The organism is Pantoea sp. PNA 14-12 (assembly GCF_004364735.1).
GTDB classification, from domain to species: domain Bacteria; phylum Pseudomonadota; class Gammaproteobacteria; order Enterobacterales; family Enterobacteriaceae; genus Pantoea; species Pantoea stewartii.
The window spans coordinates 1-22,357 of the sequence record NZ_SOAJ01000002.1 but is presented as its reverse complement, the minus strand read 5'-3'; the positions used below and the strand labels follow the sequence as shown (position 1 = coordinate 22,357).

15 protein-coding genes are annotated in these 22,357 nt (G+C 54.4%); all 15 read left to right on the top strand.

Annotated features, from left to right (window positions below):
- Window positions 1–533 precede the first annotated feature (533 nt).
- Complete coding sequence (gene tagH, locus C7434_RS07865; RefSeq protein ID WP_133745324.1) at window positions 534–2,384, top strand: type VI secretion system-associated FHA domain protein TagH; 1,851 nt, start codon at window positions 534–536, stop codon at window positions 2,382–2,384.
- Window positions 2,381–3,172, top strand: coding sequence for a protein phosphatase 2C domain-containing protein (locus tag C7434_RS07860; protein WP_039338221.1), 792 nt, complete (start codon window positions 2,381–2,383; stop codon window positions 3,170–3,172). The genes tagH and C7434_RS07860 overlap by 4 nt, the downstream gene beginning before the upstream one ends.
- Before the next feature lie 10 nt (window positions 3,173–3,182).
- Window positions 3,183–4,187, top strand: coding sequence for a hypothetical protein (locus C7434_RS07855; RefSeq protein WP_033742236.1), 1,005 nt, complete (start codon window positions 3,183–3,185; stop codon window positions 4,185–4,187).
- Between the two features lie 16 nt (window positions 4,188–4,203).
- Window positions 4,204–5,031 carry a type VI secretion system accessory protein TagJ gene (locus tag C7434_RS07850; RefSeq protein ID WP_033742153.1) on the top strand — a complete coding sequence of 276 codons (828 nt, stop codon included), beginning with the start codon at window positions 4,204–4,206 and terminating at the stop codon, window positions 5,029–5,031.
- Window positions 5,021–5,596 (top strand): type VI secretion system baseplate subunit TssE, encoded by a 576-nt coding sequence (gene tssE / locus C7434_RS07845; protein WP_033742150.1) that lies wholly within the window; start codon window positions 5,021–5,023, stop codon window positions 5,594–5,596. The genes C7434_RS07850 and tssE overlap by 11 nt, the downstream gene beginning before the upstream one ends.
- Window positions 5,597–5,598: 2 nt before the next feature.
- Entirely contained in the window at window positions 5,599–7,476 is a 1,878-nt protein-coding gene (gene tssF, locus C7434_RS07840) for a type VI secretion system baseplate subunit TssF (protein ID WP_033742148.1), read from the top strand.
- The gene (gene tssG / locus C7434_RS07835; protein WP_033742145.1) at window positions 7,473–8,519 is read left to right on the top strand and encodes a type VI secretion system baseplate subunit TssG; all 1,047 of its coding nucleotides are present in this window, start codon (window positions 7,473–7,475) and stop codon (window positions 8,517–8,519) included. The genes tssF and tssG overlap by 4 nt, the downstream gene beginning before the upstream one ends.
- Before the next feature lie 55 nt (window positions 8,520–8,574).
- Window positions 8,575–11,184, top strand: coding sequence for a type VI secretion system ATPase TssH (gene tssH, locus C7434_RS07830; protein WP_033742143.1), 2,610 nt, complete (start codon window positions 8,575–8,577; stop codon window positions 11,182–11,184).
- Between the two features lie 29 nt (window positions 11,185–11,213).
- On the top strand, window positions 11,214–12,704 hold the full coding sequence (locus C7434_RS07825; RefSeq protein WP_033742141.1) for a serine/threonine-protein kinase: 1,491 nt from the start codon (window positions 11,214–11,216) through the stop codon (window positions 12,702–12,704).
- A gap of 11 nt (window positions 12,705–12,715) precedes the next feature.
- Window positions 12,716–15,322: a type VI secretion system tip protein TssI/VgrG gene (gene tssI, locus C7434_RS07820; protein ID WP_033742138.1), complete on the top strand. Its 2,607-nt coding sequence runs from the start codon at window positions 12,716–12,718 to the stop codon at window positions 15,320–15,322.
- 2 nt (window positions 15,323–15,324) lie between these two features.
- A complete protein-coding gene (locus C7434_RS07815; RefSeq protein WP_133745322.1) occupies window positions 15,325–16,095 on the top strand; it encodes a hypothetical protein in 771 nt (256 codons plus the stop codon).
- Window positions 16,096–16,824: 729 nt separating this feature from the next.
- Entirely contained in the window at window positions 16,825–17,535 is a 711-nt protein-coding gene (locus C7434_RS07810; protein ID WP_050504997.1) for a hypothetical protein, read from the top strand.
- A 231-nt stretch (window positions 17,536–17,766) separates the two neighbouring features.
- A complete protein-coding gene (locus C7434_RS07805; RefSeq protein ID WP_226374533.1) occupies window positions 17,767–18,567 on the top strand; it encodes a hypothetical protein in 801 nt (266 codons plus the stop codon).
- A gap of 11 nt (window positions 18,568–18,578) precedes the next feature.
- Window positions 18,579–19,019 (top strand): DcrB-related protein, encoded by a 441-nt coding sequence (locus C7434_RS07800; RefSeq protein WP_033742127.1) that lies wholly within the window; start codon window positions 18,579–18,581, stop codon window positions 19,017–19,019.
- A 3-nt stretch (window positions 19,020–19,022) separates the two neighbouring features.
- The coding region (locus C7434_RS07795) for a DUF6531 domain-containing protein (RefSeq protein ID WP_133745321.1) at window positions 19,023–22,357 on the top strand (3,335 nt) is incomplete at its 3' end.

Here is a 22,357-nt window from a genome sequence, read left to right as displayed (position 1 = left end):
TCTGACCTTATTAATGCTTAAAAATGGAACGTAAATGTATGCACCTCTTTTTGGCAAGGCAGTGTTGGACGTTTTAGCTCGTATTAAAAATTTTACAGAGGCACTCTTGCAGTTTTTCGATGAGCTCGTTCGTAATTGGCCTGTTATGTTTATGTAATTTAGTATGCTGACATTATTAATGCCATTTATTTTGGCGGGGAGCTTTAGTTGGTATTCGCTTTTTTAAGTTAAATTTTTATTTTAATGGTTTCGCAATTCTTAATGCTGGGACAAGCAGTGATAGTTACAGGCGCACCCGTAGATAGAGCAGCAATGCGCATATCGGATTGACTCACGACTGCGTTGCCTGGCTCAATGAGGCACGTGCTAAAGCATTATCAGAGATGCCCTGCCATGAATTTTTACAGGGTGGATATCCGCAACGCGAGGTTTGCGTTTATCTTTTCTTATCATCCACTAAGCCTCTATATCCCGCCTTTCTCCCCGAGAGACGCGCGATATAGATGTCGAACAGCTAACCGCAGGAATCCGTGATGCGCTTTACGATAATAACCGCTAAACCCGGCCATCAACCGCCGCAAACCAGTTTCGATTTTCTTCCTCCCGGCGGCACAATTGGTCGTGGCGTGGATAACAATCTGGTACTGCCCGACGACGATCGCACGATTTCCCGCCTGCAGGCGATTGTGCATATCACTGCTGAAGGTGAATGCCGCCTGACGAATCGCGGTAACGTGACGCGCGTGCTGTTAAACGATATCCCACTGGAGCGGGGACGCCAGGTGGAATTGCAGGACGGCGACGTGCTGGGTATTGATGACTACCGCCTGCTGGTTAACGATCTTAACGGTGAACAGCAACCACAGCCGTCGCCTGTCGTGATGGCTGCACCAGCTAAAGCGCCGGTCATGAACGATGCGCCACCGGTCGCTGCACCAGTAACTGCCACAGCAAGCACGGCGGCCATTCCGAGTGAAATCTGGGACAGCCTGGCAAAAGAGTTTTCCATTTCGGATGATTTGTCGAAGCGTAAAACGCCGGCCCCCGATATGCCAGATGCCAATCCGTTAACTTCGACGGCGGCGAACCGTAATCCGGAAGATCCGCTGGCACAGTTGATCAGCGATAAGCCGCTGGATATCGGGCAACAGCCTAAAACCAGCAGTCTGTTTGATGAAGGCGATGCGCTCTTTGCGCAGGAAAGCATCTTTGATGATCGTACGCCGAGCACCTTATCAGCCCAGCAAAATGCTCAGGGACAGCCGAAAGTCGAGGCGCCATCGGGCGATCTGGATCCCCTGAATCTGTTTGGCAGTCAGAATACGCCCGACCCACGTCATCATGACGATCCCCTTGGATTAATGATGAGCGGCGCGGTACCACTGGCGCAACCTGAGGTGCCGGTTACACAACCTGAAGCACGGCCAGCCCCGCAGAAACCGGCCCCGCAAACGCCTGAGCCTGCTCCCGAACCGCGTGACAGCGCGCCGGTTGAGCTGGCCGAGTTAAGCAGCTCACCGCTGTTTGATCACACTGAAACGCAGCCCACTCACGATCCCGTATTCGAAACCGAGCCGGAGCCTGCGCCGCCTGAAGGGGCGCAGAGTCCCATTGATTATGGTGGCATTACGTTACCGACGCCGCAGGCGGTTCAGCGTGCACCTTCGCCGACGCCAAAAGGACGACTGCGTATTGATCCGGTTGCCTCGCACAACAATAACGGTGGGGCAGAGCAGACGACAGGAAACAGCAGTAGCGGTGATGCGTTGAAAGGTGAATTGCTGGATGCGCTGCTCGAAGGCATGGGTCTGCAGGATCTGCAACCAACCCCGCAATTCGACCGTGAGCAGATGCGGCAATTTGGCCAGATGCTGAGCATGTTTTCACAGGGAACGGTTGCGCTGCTCTCGTCGCGCTCAATTTTGAAACGCGGCGTGAAGGCGGATATGACGGTGATTCTCGACGACGCGAATAACCCGTTTAAACTGTTGCCCTCGGGCAAAACCGTGCTGATGCAGATGTTTGGAAGCCGCATGCCAGGCTTTATGCCACCACGTCAGGCGGTACGCGATGCGCTGATTGATTTGCAGGCCCATCAGTTGGGTATGATTGCCGGTATTCGTGCGATTATCGCCTCCATGCTGCAATCGTTTAATCCCGATCAGCTGGAAGAAGAGGCGCGTCAGAACGGATCAATCTCACGCATTGGTCTGCTCGGTAATCGCAAAGCCGCGCTGTGGGAACATTTTGTTCAGCGCTATGGCGAAACCGCCGGTGAAATCGAAGATGACTTCCATACCTTGTTTGGCGAAGCCTTCTTGCACGCGTACGACATGGAAGTAAATCAGTATAAAGACTCACAAACCCACACGGATGACGCATGAATATCTCTACTGCTTCCACGTCGAATCAGGGCGACCGCGCCACCAATCAGGATCAAACCGGTGAGCGCATCGGTGAACGTTCGGCCTGCTTTGTGGTGTGCGATGGTGTGGCAGGGTTTCCTGGCGGTGATGTGGCAGCGAAAATTGCGCGCAGCAGCCTGATGGAAGCCTTCGATGGCAATGCGCACCTGGATGCGCAAACTATCCGCGATTACGTCAATTATGCCAACGACGCAATCCGGCAACAGCAAAAAGCCAACAGTCAGCACAGTCGCATGGGCACCACGCTGGTGAGTTTGTTTATCGACAGAGACTATGAGCTGGCTTACTGGGCACACGCAGGCGACAGCCGCCTGTATCTGTTTCGCCGCGGCTATCTCTATCATGTCACCACCGATCACAGCCTGGTGCAGCAAATGAAAGATGCCGGTCATCAGACCGAAGGCATCAACAGTAACCTGCTTTATTTCGCCCTCGGCATGGGCGATGAACAGCGTGATGCCAGCTATAGCGACGTGGTGCCTATTGAAGACGGCGACGCCTTTCTGCTGTGCACGGACGGCTTCTGGCATGGCGTCACGCTGGAACAAATGCAGCAATCGTTGCATATGGTGAACACGCCAGAAGAGTGGCTGACCCTGATGCAACAAATTATCAAAAACAGCCAACCGCAGGGTGGTCAGCAGGACAACTTCAGCGCCATGGCTGTCTGGGTAGGTTCCCCGGAAGACACCACTTTATTGCACTCGCTGTCAGATGCGGCGCAGTTTTTCCCTCTTCGAGATTGAGAACGCCAACATGAAATATGGATTAGTGGGCCTGGCTGCAATGCTGTTGAGTACCCATGCCTTTGCTGAGAACTATCGCATTGTGCAGTCGCCAACTCAGAAACTGGATGTCTGGATTGATGATGTTAAAGATAACCAGCTCGCAAGCTGGTGTAAGAGCACGGTGAACCTGCGCATTGTGACGCACGGGGATAAAGATCCTTCAGTATTAAATGATTTTCTGCCGCGTGTCGCCGGATTAATGGGCTCGCAATGTAAGCCGCTGCAACAACTGCACTGGACATTAACCGATACCGAAGGTGCCCAACTGGGTAACGGCAGTGCGGCAAAAGCGCAGCAGTGGAAAGTGGTTATCACACCGCCGGCAACCTCACAGCCTGCTTCAGCTGCCACTGCACAGCAGCAGGCAGCGGTGACGCAGACGCAACCCGCCGCGCCGGTCGTGCTGAATTCTCCACCCGCCGATACCACGCCATGGCTGCAGTTCAGTTTGCTGGATGGCTGTCATTTCCGGACCTGGTGGCATCAGCCCGCGCAGTCAAGTGCCGTTTTCGTGCCCGCTAAGCAGGGCGTGACCTGTGGCAAAGATGGCTGGCTGAGCGGTCACAGTACCTTAACGGAAGTGGGCAAGGGCCAGAGCAAACCCGTCTCTGTCAGCTTCTTACAGGGTTTCCCGGTGGCGGGCCTGAGCGACAAACAACAGCTTGATGAGCTGACGATTACCACGGTCAACAGCGAGCGCATGGTGCTGAGCGATGAAAAATCGCCAGACAGCTGGCTGGTGCTGCCGTTCAGCCCACAACTCAACGGCTGGCAGGCGGTGAATCAGGTCGTTGTGGCGATGCCTGCCAGCGAAGCCGCAGATGAAAATGCCCTGCGGGCGCGCCTGCAGGAAGTGCGGAAAACCTGGTCACCCTGGCTGAGCAGCCCTGCCTCAATCAAAGTGCAGTTGGTGGAAAAACTCCATCCGGAACTGAAAGATCCGGCCGCCGCCGTCTATCGCACCATCAACTAAGGCATAAGGAGTTTGAATGGATTCTTTACAACAGCGTCTGGCTAACGCCTCTCTGGCAGAAAACCTGGCCAGCATTACCGCGCAAATCCAGGCAAACCCTGCGGATGCCGATTTACGGGCTGCCTTCGTCCAGCTGTTGTGCCTTGCCGGTAACTGGAAGCGGGCACAGACACAACTGAAATCCTGGCTGGCGATGCTGCCGCAGGCGCAGCCCACCGTTACCTTGCTGCAACAGGCAATTGCGGGCGAAGTATTACGTGAGGCTGTCCTGCGCGGCGAGGCCGATCCACAACTGCCTGGCAGTGCCTGGCCCTGGTGCAATCTGATGCTGGCCGCGTTGAAAGCCGATACCGCCGGGGATAGCGTAGCAGGGGCGACACTGCGTGCTCAGGCGCTGGACAGCGCAGAAGCGAGTGCCGGTCGTGCCGTTGCGCAGGAGGGCGAAAGCCCGTTCGCCTGGCTGATGGACGGCGACAGTCGCTTCGGACCGATCTGTGAAGCGATTGCTAATGGTCGCTATTACTGGATCCCGTTTGCGGCGATCGCGGAAATGGAATTCCAGGCACCAGCAAGCGTGACGGATCTGGTCTGGCGTCATACGCGTTTGCAACTGGTGGATGGCAGTGAGCAAATCTGTCAGATCCCGGTTCGTTATCCTCTTCAGGAAGGCGCGGACGAACGCTTCCTGCGTGCCAGTATCACAGAATGGCAGGCACTGGACGGTGACGAAGGGCAGTTCATTGGGCACGGACAAAAAATGTGGCTCAGTGACGAGGCAGACTTTCCCTTACTGACGCTGCAACAGATGATTTTCAACGAAACTGAGTTACCTCATGAGTCGTAACGACAATTCATCCGGTGACGGCTATTCACAGCTGCATGGCGGCTATCGTTCGCGTAAAAATCGCGACACGCTGACCGCGCGCGATAAGCTTCAGTCATCGCTGCTGGACAGACTGACGGATGATGCACCCGAGAAAGCGACAGAATCGGGCAACAGTTCGGTGATTACCCACAGCACGCTGCGACGCAATGTACTGCGCGATCTTCAGTGGCTGTTCAACACCATTAACAACGAAGCACAGCACGATCTTAGCGGGTTGAATGAGGTACAGCGCTCTGTGCTGAACTTTGGCGTCGCGCCGCTGGCCGGACAGAATATTTCTGACATTGAGTGGCAGGATATGCAGCGGAAAATGACCGATGCCATCCTGCATTTCGAACCGCGTATTATACCGCAGGGCCTGCAGGTGCGCTGTGTCAGCGATCTGACCTCCCTCAGCCTGCACAACGTTTTGTCGATCGAGATTAAAGGCCGGTTATGGTGCGTACCTTACCCGCTGGAGTTTCTGTTCCGCACTCAGGTGGATTTAGAGAGCGGCCATTTTGAACTACAGGATGCAGGTTAATCATGGACAGCAAGCTGCTCGATTATTACAACCGTGAACTGGCCTATCTGCGTGAGATGGGCGCGGAATTTGCTGCGCAGTATCCGAAAGTCGCCGGACGGCTCGGGATGCGCGGCATTGACGTTGCCGATCCCTATGTCGAGCGGCTGATGGAAGGTTTTGCTTTCCTGACCTCCCGTGTGCAGCTAAAGATGGATGCGGAGTTTCCGCGCTTTTCGCAGCGCATGCTGGAAATGGTGGCGCCCGGCTATCTGTCTCCCACGCCGTCCATGGCCATCGCGCAACTGACGCCGGACAGCCGGAAAGGTGATATCAGCAATGGTTTTTTAGTGCCGCGCGGCACGATGATGGAAAGCCAGAACCTGAAAAAAACCGGTGTCACCTGTAGCTACAGCACGGCACATGATGTGATGCTGCAGCCGCTGCGCATCAGCGATGTCTCCCTGGGGGGCGTACCGGCGGATATTCCGCTGGGAGAACTGAAGGCACGCGGATCGTCCGGGGCGTCCAGTGCACTGCGCATCCGTATGACCTGCGAAGGCATTTCCTCGCTGAGCCAGCTCAGTCTGGACGACATTATGTTTTTCCTCAGCGGCCCGGATATTCAGGCGCTCAAGCTGATGGAGCTGCTGATGCAGCATCGTAGCGGCATTATTTTGCAGTCTGTGGAAGCGAAACCGCAGCGCCAGTCGCTGCCAGACGATGCGCTGGAGCAGGAAGGCTTTTCGCCGGATCAGGCGCTGCTGCCGGATGACCTGCGTAATTTCGATGGCTATCGTCTGCTACAGGAATATTTCGCTTTCCCGGCACGTTTCCAGTTTGTCAGCCTGCGCCAGCTCGCGCCGTTTTTGCGCCGCTGCGACAACACGCAGTCTTTTGACATCGTTATCCTGCTGGATAAAGCCGATGCCGCGCTGGAAAGCGTGGTCGACAATACGCACCTGGCGCTGCACTGCACGCCGGTGATCAACCTGTTCCCGAAAACGGCTGAGCGACTCAAAGTCAGTGACAGCCAGCATGAATATCATCTGGTGGTCGATAACATCCGCCCACTGGACTATGAAATTCATTCGGTGAAGCGGCTGTTTGCCTCGGTGGAAGGGCAGCGTGAAGAGCAGATTTTCCGTCCCTTCTGGAGCACCTTCAGCCACGATGGCGGCGATTACGGCGCCTATTTCTCGCTGCGTCGCGAACAGCGCACACTGTCCGAACATGCACTGCGCTATGGCACCCGCACAGGCTATATCGGCTCTGAAGTATTTTTGTCGTTGGTCGATCAAAACCACACGCCGTGGAACAGCGATATCCGTTACCTGTCTGCCGAGGTGATGTGTACCAGCCGCGATCTGCCGTTAATGCTGTTACAGCAGGAGCAGGGCAACTTTGTCATGCCCGACTCAATTCCGGTCGGGCAGCTTACCTTATGCAAAGGGCCCACGCCGCCACGTCCCGCGCTGGCAGAAGGGCTGTCAGCCTGGCGGTTAATCAGTCATCTGCAGATGAACTATCTCAGCCTGATGGACAGCAGTGAGGGGGAAGGCGCGGCGGCCTTGCGCCAGATGTTGAGTCTGTATGCGAGCCTGGCGGAAACGCCGCTAACGCGCCAGATCGACGGCATACGGCACTGCAACCTGAAAGCCGTGCACCGTCGCGTACCGGAACCGGGCCCGGTGGTCTTTGCGCGCGGCGTGAGCATCGCGCTGGAAGTCGATGAACAGGCTTTTTCAGGTGCCAGTCCGTGGCTGTTTGGCAGCGTACTGGAGCGCGTCTTCTCTCGCCTCGTGGCGCTGAACAGCTTTACCGAATTCACCCTGAGCAGCCAGCAGCGCGGCGAAGTGGGCTACTGGCCACCGCGCATGGGTAAAAAGGCGCTGCTATGAGTGAAACGGCGCACATCATTCCCTTACAGCGGGCCGTTCGCCTGTCTGATGACTTCTGGCAGGCGGTCATGGCCGCCCCCTGGCGCTATGACCTGTTTCAGCTGTTGCGTAAGCTGGATGCCCAGAGCGGTCAGCGTTATGCCTTAGGTAAAGCGCCGCTGCCAAAATTTGAAGCCGTGCGCATCGGACAAACCCCTTCGCTGGCCTTTGCACCGTCCACCGTGTCACAGGTTAAACCGCGCGAGCAGGACGACCGTTATGACGTGGCCATCTACAGCTTTGGCTTGTTCGGCCCTAACGGCCCGTTACCGACGCACTTAACGGAATACGTTCGTGGCCGCATCGATCACCATCAGGATCACAGCCTGAGCGCCTTTGCCGATCTGTTCCACCATCGCGCCACCTTGCTGTTTTACCGGGCCTGGGCGAATGCTCAGCCCACCAGCTCGCTGGATCGCCGTGATGACCGACGCTTTCAGGATTACCTGGCCTGCGTGGCAGGCATTGGCTTACCGGCTCAGCAACAAGCCAGTTCGCTCAGCCTGCATGCGCGCCTGATGCTGTCCGGCCACCTCAGCCGTCACGGTCATGATGCCGAAGGCCTGGTGCGGATTCTGCGTCATTACTTTGGTGTGCCGGTGATGTTGCAGCAGAACGTGCCGCAATGGTTAGCGCTGGACAGCCGCGATCAGGCGCGGTTGTCAGCAGGACGCCACATGCCGCGGCTGGGTGAGTCCGCTTTCCTTGGCGTAGCCGTGCGTGATGTGCAGCATCGCTTCCGCCTGCGCATCGGGCCACTCAGTGCCGAGCAGTATGAACGTTTTTTACCCAATGCTCAGGGCGCGTGCGAAGTGCGCGACTGGGTACGTCACTATTTAGGGATTGAGATGCAGTGGGATCTCAGCCTGATCCTGGCGGCCGACGCCGTGAAAGGGGTAACCCTGGGCGGTGAGGCGCGGCTGGGCTATACCAGTTGGCTTGGACAGCAACCGCAGCCCATAGATCGTGAAGATTTTGCTTTTGAGGTTGAGGCCATGCCGTAACGGCGCAACCGCTTTCCCCGATATTTAGCCGCTTCTTTCATTAAAGAGAACCGATATGTCAGAAATCAGCCGTGCCGTACTATTTGGCAAACTGGATACGCTGTTATTTACCTCGCTTGAGAGTGCGACCGCCTTCTGCAAACTGCGTGGCAACCCCTACGTGGAGCTGGTGCACTGGCTGCATCAGCTCATGCAGCAGCAGGATGGCGATCTTCAGCAGGTGATTAAGCACTTTTCACTGGATGAAAACGCGCTGACGCGGGATATCGTCGCTGCCCTGGACCGCCTGCCGCGCGGCGCCAGTGCGGTCTCCGATCTCGCAGAACACATCGACAGCGCCGTTGAACGCGCCTGGGTTTATGCGTCGCTGAAATATGGCGCGAACCGCATTCGCGGCGGGCATCTTCTCATCGGGATGTTGAAAACCTTTAATCTGGCCAGCGTGCTGAAAGGCATCTCGCCGCAGTTTTCGCGCATCAATGCAGATGCGTTACTGGCGCAGTTTGATACCTTGCTGGCGAACAGCAAGGAGGTTCAGCAGGCTGTTGTGCCGCCTGCCGGTGAGGCCGCCGCGCCAGCGGCAGCGGGCACCAGTACGCTGTCGCAGTATGCACAGGATCTGACGGCCCGCGCACGGGACGGAAAAATCGATCCGGTCGCAGGCCGTGATGAAGAGATCCGCCAGATGGTGGATATTCTGATGCGCCGCCGCCAGAACAACCCGTTACTCACCGGTGAAGCCGGCGTGGGAAAAACGGCGGTGGTAGAAGGGCTGGCGCTGCGCATCGCGGCCGGTGACGTACCTGCACCGCTGCGCGACGTACAGCTGTGGCTGCTGGATATCGGTATGCTACAGGCTGGTGCGGGCATGAAAGGCGAATTTGAAGCGCGCTTACAGGCGTTGATCAACGAGGTGCAATCCAGTCCCACGCCGATTGTGCTGTTTATTGATGAAATTCATACACTGGTAGGCGCGGGTGGACAACAGGGCACAGGCGATGCCGCCAACCTGTTAAAACCCGCCCTGGCCCGTGGCCAGCTGCGCACGATTGGCGCAACCACCTGGGCCGAATACAAAAAATACATTGAGAAAGATCCCGCGTTAACCCGCCGTTTCCAGACCGTGCAGGTGCAGGAGCCGGATGAAGCGAAAGCGATCCTGATGCTGCGCAGCACCGTCAGTGCTCTGGAGAAACATCACCAGGTACTGCTCCTGGATGAAGCCGTCAGCGCCGCCGTAAAGCTGTCTCACCGCTACATTCCTGCCCGTCAGTTGCCGGATAAAGCCGTGGCGTTACTGGATACCGCCTGCGCCCGCGTGGCCGTCAGCCAGGGCGCTCAGCCGCCTGCGCTGGAAGATTGTCTGCACCGCCTGGCGGCGCTGGACATTGAAGCAGACATTGCGGAACGCGAAGCGAAAGTCGGGCTGGGCGATAAAACCCGTCAGGCCGCCATTGCTGCGCAACGCAGCGCACTGGAGGCCGAGCGTGATGCGCTGGACGCCCGCTGGCAGCAGGAGCGCGAACTGGTCGAAGAGTTGATTGCACTCCGTGCCCGCTGCGTGACGGAAGGAGAAGCCTCGCTGCGTGAGGCGCTGGATCACACCCGGCAGAAGCTGCAGGCGGTACAGGGTGAAGCGCCCCTGCTGTTTGCCGCCGTGGATGCCAGTGTGGTCGCAGCGGTGGTATCTGACTGGACCGGTATCCCACTGGGCCGCATGGTGAAGAACGAAATCGACGCTGTGCTGAATCTGGCCGATACGCTGAACCAGCGCGTGATTGGTCAGCGCCACGGTCTGGATCTGATTGCCAAACGCGTCCGCACCTCGCGCGCCCGTCTGGATAATCCCAACAAACCGGTCGGTGTGTTTATGCTCTGCGGCCCGTCGGGCGTGGGCAAAACCGAAACCGCGCTGGCGCTGGCTGAGTCGCTTTACGGTGGTGAACAAAACATAATCACCATCAACATGAGCGAGTTCCAGGAAGCGCACACCGTATCAACCCTGAAAGGTGCGCCTCCGGGCTACGTCGGTTACGGGGAAGGGGGCGTACTGACGGAAGCCGTCCGCCGTCGCCCTTACAGCGTGGTACTGCTGGATGAGATTGAAAAAGCCCATCCTGACGTGCATGAGTTGTTCTTCCAGGTGTTTGATAAGGGCTGGATGGAAGACGGGGAAGGCCGTCACATCGATTTCCGTAATACCATCATTATTCTGACCTCCAACGTCGGTACAGAACTGATCAGCGCTCTGTGCGCCGATCCGGAACTGATGCCGGAGCCAGAGGCTCTCAGCACCGCGTTACGTAAACCGTTGCTGGAGGTTTTCCCGCCTGCGCTGTTGGGCCGTCTGCTGGTGGTACCGTATTATCCGCTGAGTGATGAGATGCTGGCGGAGATTGTTAAACTTCAGCTGGGACGCATTGTCCGTCGGCTGGAAGAGAATCACGGTATTGAGGCCGTTATTGACGATTCGGTGGTCAGCCAGATCGTGCAGCGTTGTACGGAAGTGGAGTCTGGCGGTCGCATGGTCGACGCCATCCTGACCAATACCCTGTTGCCGCAAATGAGCCAGATACTGCTCAGCGCCCATGCCCGTGACGAACGTTATCGTCGTGTGCAGGTCAGCTGTGAGCAGGGCGAGTTTGTTTGCCAGTTTGCTGTCTAAAGCCGTTCGTTATCAGAGAGCGTTCGAATATGTCGGAACACGATAATCACCAGACTGTACCCAATGCGCTACCGATTGGTTACCGGTTCAATGAGTTTGAAATCAAGGAAGTCATCGGCGGCGGTGGCTTTGGCATCGTCTATCGCGCGTGGGATCACCAGCTGGAACGCGATATCGCCATCAAGGAGTTTATGCCGTCCTCACTGGCTGTGCGCAGCGACGATCTGAATCTGGTACTGCGCAGTGAACGGTTCAGCAAGACGTTCCATGCCGGCCTGAACAGTTTTATTCAGGAAGCCCGTCTGCTGGCGCGTTTTAACCATCCTAATCTGCTGCATGTACTGCGCTTTTGGGTGCAAAACGACACCGCCTACATGGGCACGGTGTTTTACAGCGGGACCACACTGTCAGCCCTGCGTGAGCGCAATCCGCAGCTGATCGATGAGAACTGGATTCGTCGCCTGCTGCCGCCCCTGCTGGGTGCGATTAAGACCATCCATGATGCGGGTTATCTGCATCGGGATATCTCGCTGGATAACATCCAGATTCAGAGTAACGGCGATCCGGTGCTACTGGATTTCGGCTCCGCGCGCAAAACCATCGGTAACCTTTCGGATGAAAGCGAAACCATGCTGCGTCCGGGTTATGCGCCGATTGAGCAATACAGCGACAACGATGAAAGTGAACAGGGCGCGTGGACCGATATCTATGCGCTGGGTGCCGTACTGCACACGCTAATCACTGGCGCACCGCCGCCGGTGAGCGTGGTACGCAGTATTGAAGATAATTATCAACCGCTGGTTCAGCGTGCGCCGGCCGGCTACAGCCAGACCTTGCTGGCGGCAGTCGATCGTGCGCTGGCCCTGAAACCGGAAGATCGTCCGCAAAGCATTGACGCCTTTGCGGCCTCCCTGGTGCTGCCAGAAAAAGCGCCCGAACCGCTGCCGGAAGTGAAAAACACCGGGCCGGGCACGATGCTGGTGCCGGTAGAAGAAAACGACGAGGCCGCTGCACCGGCCACACCGCTGAAGAAACTGATGCGTAACCGCTTTGCGTTACCGGGCCTGGTCGCGGCGGGCGTGCTGGTGGGCGTGTGTGCAGGTTTACTGATGGCGGGCGGCGACAAACAGGACGCTGAACCGGCTGACGTTGCGCAGACGGAAACGGCCCCGGCAGCTTCCTCCGCATCGCAGGCACCGACGGAGCCCTCTGTTACACCGGCTCAAACCCAGACGGCGCCAGCACAAACGCAGACTGCCCAGGCCCAACCGGAAAAAGCGCAGGAGCCGGTGGCACCGCCACCTGCGCCCGTCGCGCAGGTGTATATCAAATTACAGCCCGGCGAGCGCGTTGAGGTGAACGGCCAGCCGCAGGCGGTTGTACCGGCAGCCAATGGTTTTGCCGCACTGCAACTGGCACCAGGCAATTACACGTTTTCAGTGACAGGTCAAAGCGGCGAACGCGAACAGACGTTGACGATTAATCAGGAAGGCGTCTGGTTACTTGATCCTCATATTTAACAGGTATGTCTATGTTTTCACGTATTACTGTACAACTTCCCGCGCAGGGACTGCTGTTCCGTCGTCTGAGCGGCCGCGAGGCGCTGTCTGAAGCGTTCGTGCTGGAAGCGGAGCTGCTTTCCACGGACGCGCGCATTGACCGCCAGTCGCTGCTGGGTAAACCGGTCACCTTCACGCTGCCGACGGACGGCCTGATGAGCGCGCTGAACCCGCGCTATATCAACGGCAAAATAACCCGGATTGGGGTACGCAGCGAGGAGCTGGGCGGTGTGCGCTATGCGGTCTACGGGCTGACGGTGGAGCCGGACCTGTGGCCGATGAAGCGCGACCGCAACCTGCGCATCTTCCAGAGCCAGACGGTGCCGCAGATTGTGCAGACGCTGCTGAAGGAGTATGCGGTAAACGTGGAGACGCGCCTGGCGGGCAGCTACCGGGTGTGGGAATACTGCGTGCAGTATCAGGAGAGCAGCTTCGACTTCATCAGCCGGCTGATGGAGCTGGAGGGCATTTACTACTTCTTCCGCCACGAGGCGGACAAACACACGCTGGTGCTGTGCGACGCGCCGGACCAGCATCAGCCGTTCCCGGGCTACGAGACAATCGCGTACCACGTGACGCCGTCGGGCGGCAGCGTGACGGAGGAGGGCGTGAGCCAGTGGGCGCTGGCGGAGAGCGTGACGCCGGGCATCTACAGCACCGACGACTACGACTTCCGCAAGCCAAACGCGTGGATGCTGCAGGCGCGCCAGAATCCGGTGTCGCCGACGCCGGGCTCAGTGGACGTGTACGACTGGCCTGGCCACTTTGTCGAGCACGGTCACGGCGAATACTACGCGCGCGTCCGCCAGGAGGTGTGGCAGGCAGAGCACCACGAGGTGAGCGGAAGCGGAACGGCGACGGGTATCGCGCCGGGCTACACCTTTGCGCTGCTGAACGCGCCGCACTTCAGCGACAACGGCAAATACCTGGTGACGTCGGCGTACTATGACTTTGAAGAGAACAGCTACGCCAGCGGCGACGTGGGTGCCACGCGCCACAACATCGACTTCACGGTGCTGCCTGCCGCGGTGACCTTCCGTGCGCGCCCGGAAACACCGTGGCCGAAGACGCACGGCCCGCAGACGGCCAGGGTGGTGGGGCCGAAGGGCGAGAGCATCTGGACGGACAAATACGGCCGGGTGAAGGTGAAGTTTCACTGGGACCGTCTGGCGAAGGGTGACGACACGAGTTCATGCTGGGTGCGCGTGTCGAGCGCCTGGGCAGGCCAGGGGTTTGGCGGGGTGCAGATCCCGCGCGTCAACGATGAAGTGGTGGTGGATTTCATCAACGGCGATCCCGACCGTCCATTGATTATCGGCCGGGTTTACAATGAGGCCAGTATGCCGCCGTGGGCACTGCCCGCTGCCGCCACACAGATGGGCTTTCTGAGCCGTTCGAAAGACGGTACGGCGGATACCGCTAACGCATTGCGCTTTGAGGATAAGGCGGGTGAGGAGCATTTGTGGATCCAGGCGCAGAAGAATATGGATACGCATGTTAAAAATGATGCCAGCCATTCCGTTGCCAATAATCACAGCCATTATGCAGGCGGAAATGAACTCTATCGGGTTGAAACCAACCGCGTACATGGCGTTAAAGGTGGTGAAGAGCGTTTAACCGGACAAGGAAAAATCGACAACGTTGTTGAAACCTACGTTCTTGGGTCAGGGACCAGGTTACGCCTTGAATGCGGCGAAAGCGCGATTGAACTTAATGCTAATGGTCATATTAATATTGTCGGTAAGGGTTTTAATCTGTTTGTGAGCGGTGATGGTCACATCACCACATCTGGCGGAAAACTTAATTTAAATACATCGGGTGCGAAGCCAGGCACGGGGGCTCCTGGGCCTGGCCATAAAGGCAATATTACTCAGGCTGTGGAGAGTCTTTTTCCCCCAAAGCAAAAGGGGCAGGCGGCCCCGGCGGCACCTAAAAGTAATCATCAAAAATCCTCTGGAGGGGGCGGACGGGTCAAAAATCAATCAGCGCCCGTTGCTCAGAAAGCACAGTCATCACAGTCCAATAAACTTGATGACAAGATTGTTCGTTCAATTATGAAGTCAGAAGGCGCTACAGGTGAACAAGGCGGCATACCAGAGATGTATGGATTCCGAAAAGGTTTCGGTCCTGCTTATGATGATATCGCGGCAGCGAGAAAGACTTATGGTCAGGGGAGTGAACAAGAGTTCAACATTGTCTCAAAATATATGAACGAGTCAGCCAGAAAGGCGGGAGCGCTCAATTTTACCGATCCCAGTAAACAGGCTGCTGTTATGTCTTTGGCTCACATGAGAGGTGTTGGTGGTTCTCAGGCAATACTGAATTCAATGAGTACAGGAAAAATCGTGAAATCCTCAACTCTGACTAATGACAGTATAAACTATATTGAAAAGATGAGTCCTTCTGATTTCCAGAATGATCTTTTAAGTGCACGTTTGAATTATGACAAAGCGATATATGGTTCAACAACTACTGTAAAAAATGGTGTCGCTCATAACTGGTGGGATTATTATTCGGGCGGTCTGACCAAGCGATACACTAAAGAAGCCGCAGAGTTCCTTAAATTTTCAGGTGAATGAAGATGAAATATAAAGTTAAATTTTTATGCTTCACATTTTTAATGTTAATTTCTTTATGCTTTGCAAACATCGCTAGCGCAGCAATTGATTTGAAAAGTTATAATGATATTAATAAAGTGTCAGGGGTTTTTGAAAATAACGATATAGTGGCAAAGTTGAAATCTTTGCTTAAATCAAACTATGATACTTTTAGCGGAAATTTTGATGTTTTCGGCGCTCCACATCTTACCCGCGATGGCGGACTTTTTGTTGAGGGGTGGCCTAAAGACTTATACCTTGAGCAGGCTTCGGCGTTTGTTATTCAACCAGATGGAAAAGTTTATGCCGCTTGGGTGCAACCAGACGATAATTATATTAGTTATGTAAGCGATGCGTCGAATGAAAAAAGTATACAACCAGATATAGAGCAATGGGCGAAAAGATTTAAGGAGTTGAAATTTAATGCTCATGCTCAAATGAAAGAAGGATCTGAAAACCATAATGAGACTTTCGAAACGGATAAGTTCAAAATAACAATTTCTTTCCTCTGTTCTTCTGCTAACCCCAATTGTAACGATGTTGAATACACAGGTGTAAGAAAATCTGATGGTGCCGTTATGACCTTAAAGGGTAAGGCGGTGAGAAGTGAGTGCAGTAAAGACGTTTGTCCTGCCTTAAGTTATAAATTTAAAAATCACGACACAACTTACATTCTCAATAAGCCAATCAATAACTTAACTGTCATAGTTAATAATAAAGTTGTCTTAAGTCAGGACGGTAAGTGGAGTAACTGATAAGCATATATATTAGCGTATCAACTGAATCTTTTTATATTGGGTGGACAAAATTTGCCTGCAGGTATAGCACTTTGGATCACCCTTATATGCATGATGCTTAGTCAGTGACGTAATGAAAAATACATGAGGTAGGCTATTTTTCAAGGGTAATTCAATAATTGTTGAAAGAGATGTGCCAGAATGCTAATTCGGTCTGAATATTTAAAATTAAGCTTACCCATAAAAAATGGTTACGTTGATAAACGAACGTTGAAATAAAGAAGATTATGATGGTTTTAATATTATGATTCTTCTGTCACTTCCTAATGTCTTTTCAGTTGCTGGTTTTGTGCAAACCTCGATAGTATAGCCTAAAAGAAAAGTATAATTTCAACCATGCTGATAATGATTTCAAAGCCAATGATGTTGTGCGACTGCCGTCTTATTCTTTCCCCTAATAAAACGTGCTCTCTTAAAGGTGTTTTTGTTGTCCCAGGTGACAGACGTTATGCTTATACAGAATAAGAAGGCTACTATTGTTTAATGTATCTAAGTCGAGGCGTTAATGAAGTTAAAGAATAGAGCGAGAAAGACAGGTTGACTCAAGCCCACAAAGGCATCGCGCCGCAGTAATATAAATATACTTCGTTTATTTTTATTGAATATTTCATTTGTAAAGTCCTGAGTCTGCATAATGAGAATTATTAAATTACTCCTTATTTATCGGGTTAGTGTTAGTAAGATATCATGAAGGCAATTTTTGCAGCCTGTCTTTTTTTAACGTTGTATTCATGTCATCTGCCTGCTACGGCGTTTTTTTCGGGGCAATGGGGCGGACAGGAGAAAAATAATGACGGCACATTGTACTCAACGTTAACACTTAAACTGGAACAAAATGGTAACCAAGTTGTTGGAACTTATTGCTATATTACAAGAAATGGGAAGAAAATAGATTGTCCTGAAGATGGAAATAAAAATATCACTGGCACAGCAAAAGGTAATCAGGCCAAGGTCTTTTTTAACACATGTTTAGGTAGAGGAAAAGGAAGTGCGAATCTGATTCGTGAAGGTAATACAGTTGCATGGTTGTTGAATGAAAGCGCTTCGGAAGACGTTGTATATGCGCCTCTGAAATATACTTTGATCAAAGTAAATAGCAGTTATGCAGAAGCGCAAATGAAGACGTTTTCTACACCAGGCTTTACCGTTGTTCTGTTAAACCGCTGCGGGGAATTTTTCAGTGTTTGCGACAGGGTTAAGTACATCGACTTCAGAAATAATGATGAAAACCAAATTATCCTTTCAGGGAAAACCATTAATTCGGAACAGCAGAGAAAAGTCGTAGGGATGATTTTTACAAATGCAGATTTTCAATATCTTATCAACTTTAACTCATTGACATTGAAAGTGATTAAAGCGGGAAAGGTTTTAGTTGCTCAGAAGGGGAAATGGCAATGATGCATTATATAGAAGTCTGTCTTTATTAATATACCAGGCATAATTGAATTTTAAAGATGAGAAGCGAAAATCATAGCGTAAAGAATAATTTGTAGTAGTAACTCTTGAAAAATATTGATGGCAAAATGATGCCAACACCACTTTCATTTGATACTCTTCTGCCTTTACCCTGATAAAAACATCATGTTCATAAATCGTCTTTTCGGCAGCTTTTTGTTTATGGCTGTCCTTATGTTGGTATCGTGCATTGCCAGGGCTGAATCCACTGCAGAAACCGTAGCTCCCGCTTTAAACGAGGGTGATTTTTCCGTTCTGCTCAACGACTACGCTTTCACCCCTGGTGACGCATGGAACAATCAGAGCTTCGTCCGTGCGGGCAAAGCCTTGAGCTCGGTTGTGGCCGGAGAAATGGTCATTGATGAACAGCGATACAACTATTTCCAACACAGCTATGACGGCTTTGCGTTGTTCAGCGCAACGGCGGTGGGAAACGCCAGCCATACCATTCTGGCGGAGATTCTTGTGGACGCTGCCAGCGTGCCGACGGCTCGCAATATTGTGGTGGGCGATAGCGTGGAACAGGTCCGGCAAGCCTATGGCCCAGGCAAAGAAAGTGACAGCGATAATCAACACTGGCTTATCTACAAGCTGGGTGAGAAACAGTTGATGTTCGAAATTGACCAGCAAAAGGTCAGCCATATCATGTTGAATACCACTATGAGTGCCAGGCTGCATGACATCAGCGCAGACCAGGCTGTCAGCGCGGCAACAGAAGCCATTCATAGTTATCACCTGACAACACTCAGCGATCAATGTCTCAGGTATGATGTTGACGACAGCAGTGATAAAAGTTTCTTTATCATTACGGTTCGCGAAGACAACCATGACGTCAGTTGTGGCGGCGATCCGGATATCTCTCCTCGTCTTTTCGACATTAAAGTGGCGCGTGACAACACTCAAATACTTACTAACGCCGATGATGCCGATGGCACATATCGAAGCCTGAATACGTCAGCCACACCCAATCAATAAACGGACACCCTATGAATTATCAGTTCAATGAAGGCGCATTTGCGCTGTTTCCTGCTGCGTGGCAGGACACCACCATGAATATTTTGCGGGATGAGGCCAGTGGGCTGGCATTCGTTGTGAGTCGTGGTGTCATTCCTGAAGGTAGCGATGCGGAGACGGAGTTCCAGCGTCAATGGGATACATTACGCAGTCAGATGGGCGCTATTCAGCAAACAGCGTTTGTACGGGTTATGGCTGGGATTGATAGCGCGCTACAGGCGCTGGAAGTTGAAACCGCCTTCGAACGCAATGGACAAGCTGTGTGGCAGCGGCAGTTGGCTACTCAGGTTCCTGACAGCAACATTTTCATGATTTTTACCCTTTCCGCGATGCGTCCTTTCAATGAAGAAGATGGAGAGCGCTGGAAGAGTTTTAAACACAGTCTGAGTCTGAACAATCCACGGAAAGCATAAGCTATGGATAACCATGCGGCCCGCGTGGGCGATGAGATCATTCACTCCAGCATTTTTGCTGATATCACCAGTATTGTCGCTGAGGGCGCAGCCTACGCCGTGATCGGTGCGGCGGTGGGCGCGGCGGCAACCGCCGCCGCGCCCCTGTTAGGTGCAGGGATGGCCGCGGCCGGTGTGGCCGCTATTGGTTCCAGCTGCCTGCTCAGTGGTATTCTGGGCGGCGTACTGGCCAATGCCGTTGGCCTCTCAGAGGACATCACTAAAGTAGCCGATGGGCTGGGAAACATGCTGTTCCCTCCTTCGCCCGCTGGTGTGATTGCCAGCGGATCAGAAAATGTTCTGGTGAACGGTCTTCTCGCGGCACGTGCGGCGGGCATGCTCGTATCTGGAGAAACTCCACCGCCGGAACCGCAGTCACCCAAAAGCTTTGCCGATTACGGCGGCATGTTGCTCGCTGCAGCCAGCCAGTTTGGCAGTGCGATGTGGCAGCCTACGGTTGCGTCTGCCGATGCCGGAACGTCTCCGCTGGAGCAGGACAAAGTTGTCTGCGAAAAACACGGCGCGCCGCAATATCTGGCCCAGGGTTCTAAGCAGGTTTTTATTAACGGGCAGCCAGCCGTTCGCGCCAAAGACAAAACCACCTGTGAAGCCACGGTAAGTGACGACGTTTCACCCAATGTCATCATTGGCGGTGAAACCGTGACGGTAAGAGAGATCAAAAGCGGTAAAGTACCAGGGCTGGCTTTAGCGATGATCGGCCTGTCCCTGATCCGCGGTCGACCCAGTCAGATTCTGAAAAACATGCCCTGTGCACTCGCCGGTGCGGCCGGGGGGATGATGGCCGATATGGCGATTAATGCGGCCTTTTCGTCGCTGTTTCCGGTTCATGCCTCGACTGGCGTCAAAGTCCTCAATGATGATGCCGAACGTGATTTCTCCCTTCCTGGCCGTTTTCCGCTCAGTTTCCAACGTAGTTACAACAGCCTGACGCAGCGCAGCGGATTATTTGGTCTGGGCTGGGCAACGGTGTTCGACAGCTATTTAGTGCTGGATGGCGCACAGGCAACCTGGTTTGATGACAACGGGCGCGAGCTGCGCTTTGCGGTGCCGGGGGATAAAGAGGTGCTTTACAGCATCAGTGAAGGACTGATGGTGCGCCGTAATGAAATGGGCGATATCGCTATTGCCGATGATGATGGTGCGGTTTGGCGGCTCTATAAACCTACAGCGGCGAATCCTCAGGTACTGCGTCTGGCTTCGCTGAGCGACGAATACGGTAACGCGCTGGAGATGGGCTGGGATGAGCAGGCGCGTCTTGTGCGTATTCATGATGCACCGCTGGCCATCGACGTCACACTGCATTACGGCAACAACCAGCACCCTCAGCGCCCGACCTCCGCCAGTCACTTTGATGGTGAACAGCACTGGCCGCTAGCGCACTGGGATTATACAGAACAGGGCCAGCTTGCCAGCGTCACCGATGCGGCTGGCATTACCTCGCGCCGTTTCCGTTATAACGACGATGGGTTAATGATCTGGCATCAGCTGCCAGGCGGACTGGAAAGTGAATATCGCTGGCAGAAACTGGATCACTGGCGTGTGGTCGAGAACCGCACCAATACCGGTGATGGCTGCCATATGCACTACGATCTGGAAGCAGGCATTACGCGGGTGTCGACCTATGACGGTCAACAGCGCGAACACCACTGGAATGCTGCGGGCCTTATCACCTGTTTCATTGATGAACGGGGCGAGAAGTGGCGTTATGAGTGGAATGAAAACGAACTCATGACGCGCCGCATCGATCCGCTGGGCAATGCGGTGAGCTTCACCTATGACGATCTTGGTAACCGTGTTGAAGAGAAAGATGCGGACGGCGGTGTGCAGGCAGTGCAATGGCTGTCCCACCGTTCTCTGCCAACGGTCGTTGCAGGCGCAGACGGCTCCACAACGAAATACTATTACGATCCCCATCATGGCCTTGAGCGTGTGGTCGATGCGCTCGGGCAAAGTACCGTTTATAAGCGGGATGAGTTTGGGCTGGTTATCGAAGAAATCGATGCGGCAGGCAACAGCTATCGTCGGGAGTTCAACGATGCAGGCCAGGTCATCCGTGAAACAGACTGCTCAGGGCTGACGACGCGCTACCGCTATCATCCGCTGGGCTGGCTCAGTTGTGTGACGGCGCCGGATGGTGAAGAAACCCGTTATCACTATGATGCAGCAGGCCGTCCTGTTTTGCTGGAGCGGGCAGAGGGCTGGGAAGAGCGGTTGCGCTGGAGTGACAACGGCCTGCCGCTGGCCCATGAGTCAGCGGATGGCAAACGCAGTGAATTCCGCTATGACAACGTCGGGCGCTTAATCGCGAACCGCAATGCCCAGGGTGAGACGGTTCAACGCAGCTGGGACAGCCGTAGCCGGTTAACGGCGCTGCAAAACGAGAACGGCGAGCAGTATCAGTTCGAATGGGGCGCAGATTCACTGCTGCTGGCCCAGACTGGACTGGACGGCGTGGCCACGCGTTATGAGTATGATGCTGCGGGCCGCACGTTAGCACGCACTTTTGCCGCCGGGCATCCTCAGGCGATTACCCATCGCTATCACTGGAGTCGAGCCGGACAACTGCTGGCGCGCACGACACCGGAAGGTCAGACGCGCTATCACTACCGTGGTGGTGGTCAGCTAAGTAAAGTGTCACAGCATCTGCCACTGTCTGACACCGAGTGGAGCCAGCAGGCTGAGCAGGAGATTACGTTTACCTATGATGCGCTGGGCCGCATCGTGAGTGAACAGGGGGAGCAGGGCACACTGGCCTGGGAGTACGATGCGCTGGGTAATTGCACAGCCCTAACCCTGCCGGATGGCCGCAACCTGAAGCAGCTTTACTACGGTAGCGGTCATTTACTGAGCATCGCACTCGACAACCTGCCGGTGACCGAGTTTACCCGTGACACATTGCATCGGGAACTCAGCCGCACGCAGGGCGGTCTGACCACGCGCAGTGAATACGATCGTCTTGGCAGACTGCGCCGCCGTGACGTTTTCAGGGGGGAAGCCCAGCGACCTGCACCGCGCGTCTGGTCCCGCCGACGCGACTTCGATTACGGCAACAACCTGATCCGTGAAGAGCGCGACGATAATCCGTTCAGCCAGACATTATGGCACTACGATAACGCTGGTCGTTTGTTGTCCCAGGAAGGCGCGCAGCCTGGTAATGAACACTGGCGCTGGGACGGTGCAGGTAACCCGCTGGATCGCCATGCCGCTTCCCACGTCATGCATAACCGCGTGACCGAACTGAACGGGATTCGCTGGCAGTACGATATCCATGGCCGCAC

What these genes read in the sequence shown, in the direction of transcription:
- C7434_RS07860 (WP_039338221.1), top strand. Translation starts at nt 2,381, where the DNA reads ATGAATATCTCTACTGCTTCCACGTCGAATCAGGGCGACCGCGCCACC.
- C7434_RS07825 (WP_033742141.1), top strand. Translation starts at nt 11,214, where the DNA reads ATGTCGGAACACGATAATCACCAGACTGTACCCAATGCGCTACCGATT.
- tssH (WP_033742143.1), top strand. Translation starts at nt 8,575, where the DNA reads ATGTCAGAAATCAGCCGTGCCGTACTATTTGGCAAACTGGATACGCTG.
- C7434_RS07815 (WP_133745322.1), top strand. Translation starts at nt 15,325, where the DNA reads ATGAAATATAAAGTTAAATTTTTATGCTTCACATTTTTAATGTTAATT.
- C7434_RS07805 (WP_226374533.1), top strand. Translation starts at nt 17,767, where the DNA reads ATGTTGGTATCGTGCATTGCCAGGGCTGAATCCACTGCAGAAACCGTA.
- tssE (WP_033742150.1), top strand. Translation starts at nt 5,021, where the DNA reads ATGAGTCGTAACGACAATTCATCCGGTGACGGCTATTCACAGCTGCAT.
- tssG (WP_033742145.1), top strand. Translation starts at nt 7,473, where the DNA reads ATGAGTGAAACGGCGCACATCATTCCCTTACAGCGGGCCGTTCGCCTG.
- tssI (WP_033742138.1), top strand. Translation starts at nt 12,716, where the DNA reads ATGTTTTCACGTATTACTGTACAACTTCCCGCGCAGGGACTGCTGTTC.
- tagH (WP_133745324.1), top strand. Translation starts at nt 534, where the DNA reads ATGCGCTTTACGATAATAACCGCTAAACCCGGCCATCAACCGCCGCAA.
- C7434_RS07850 (WP_033742153.1), top strand. Translation starts at nt 4,204, where the DNA reads ATGGATTCTTTACAACAGCGTCTGGCTAACGCCTCTCTGGCAGAAAAC.
- tssF (WP_033742148.1), top strand. Translation starts at nt 5,599, where the DNA reads ATGGACAGCAAGCTGCTCGATTATTACAACCGTGAACTGGCCTATCTG.
- C7434_RS07810 (WP_050504997.1), top strand. Translation starts at nt 16,825, where the DNA reads ATGAAGGCAATTTTTGCAGCCTGTCTTTTTTTAACGTTGTATTCATGT.
- C7434_RS07855 (WP_033742236.1), top strand. Translation starts at nt 3,183, where the DNA reads ATGAAATATGGATTAGTGGGCCTGGCTGCAATGCTGTTGAGTACCCAT.
- C7434_RS07800 (WP_033742127.1), top strand. Translation starts at nt 18,579, where the DNA reads ATGAATTATCAGTTCAATGAAGGCGCATTTGCGCTGTTTCCTGCTGCG.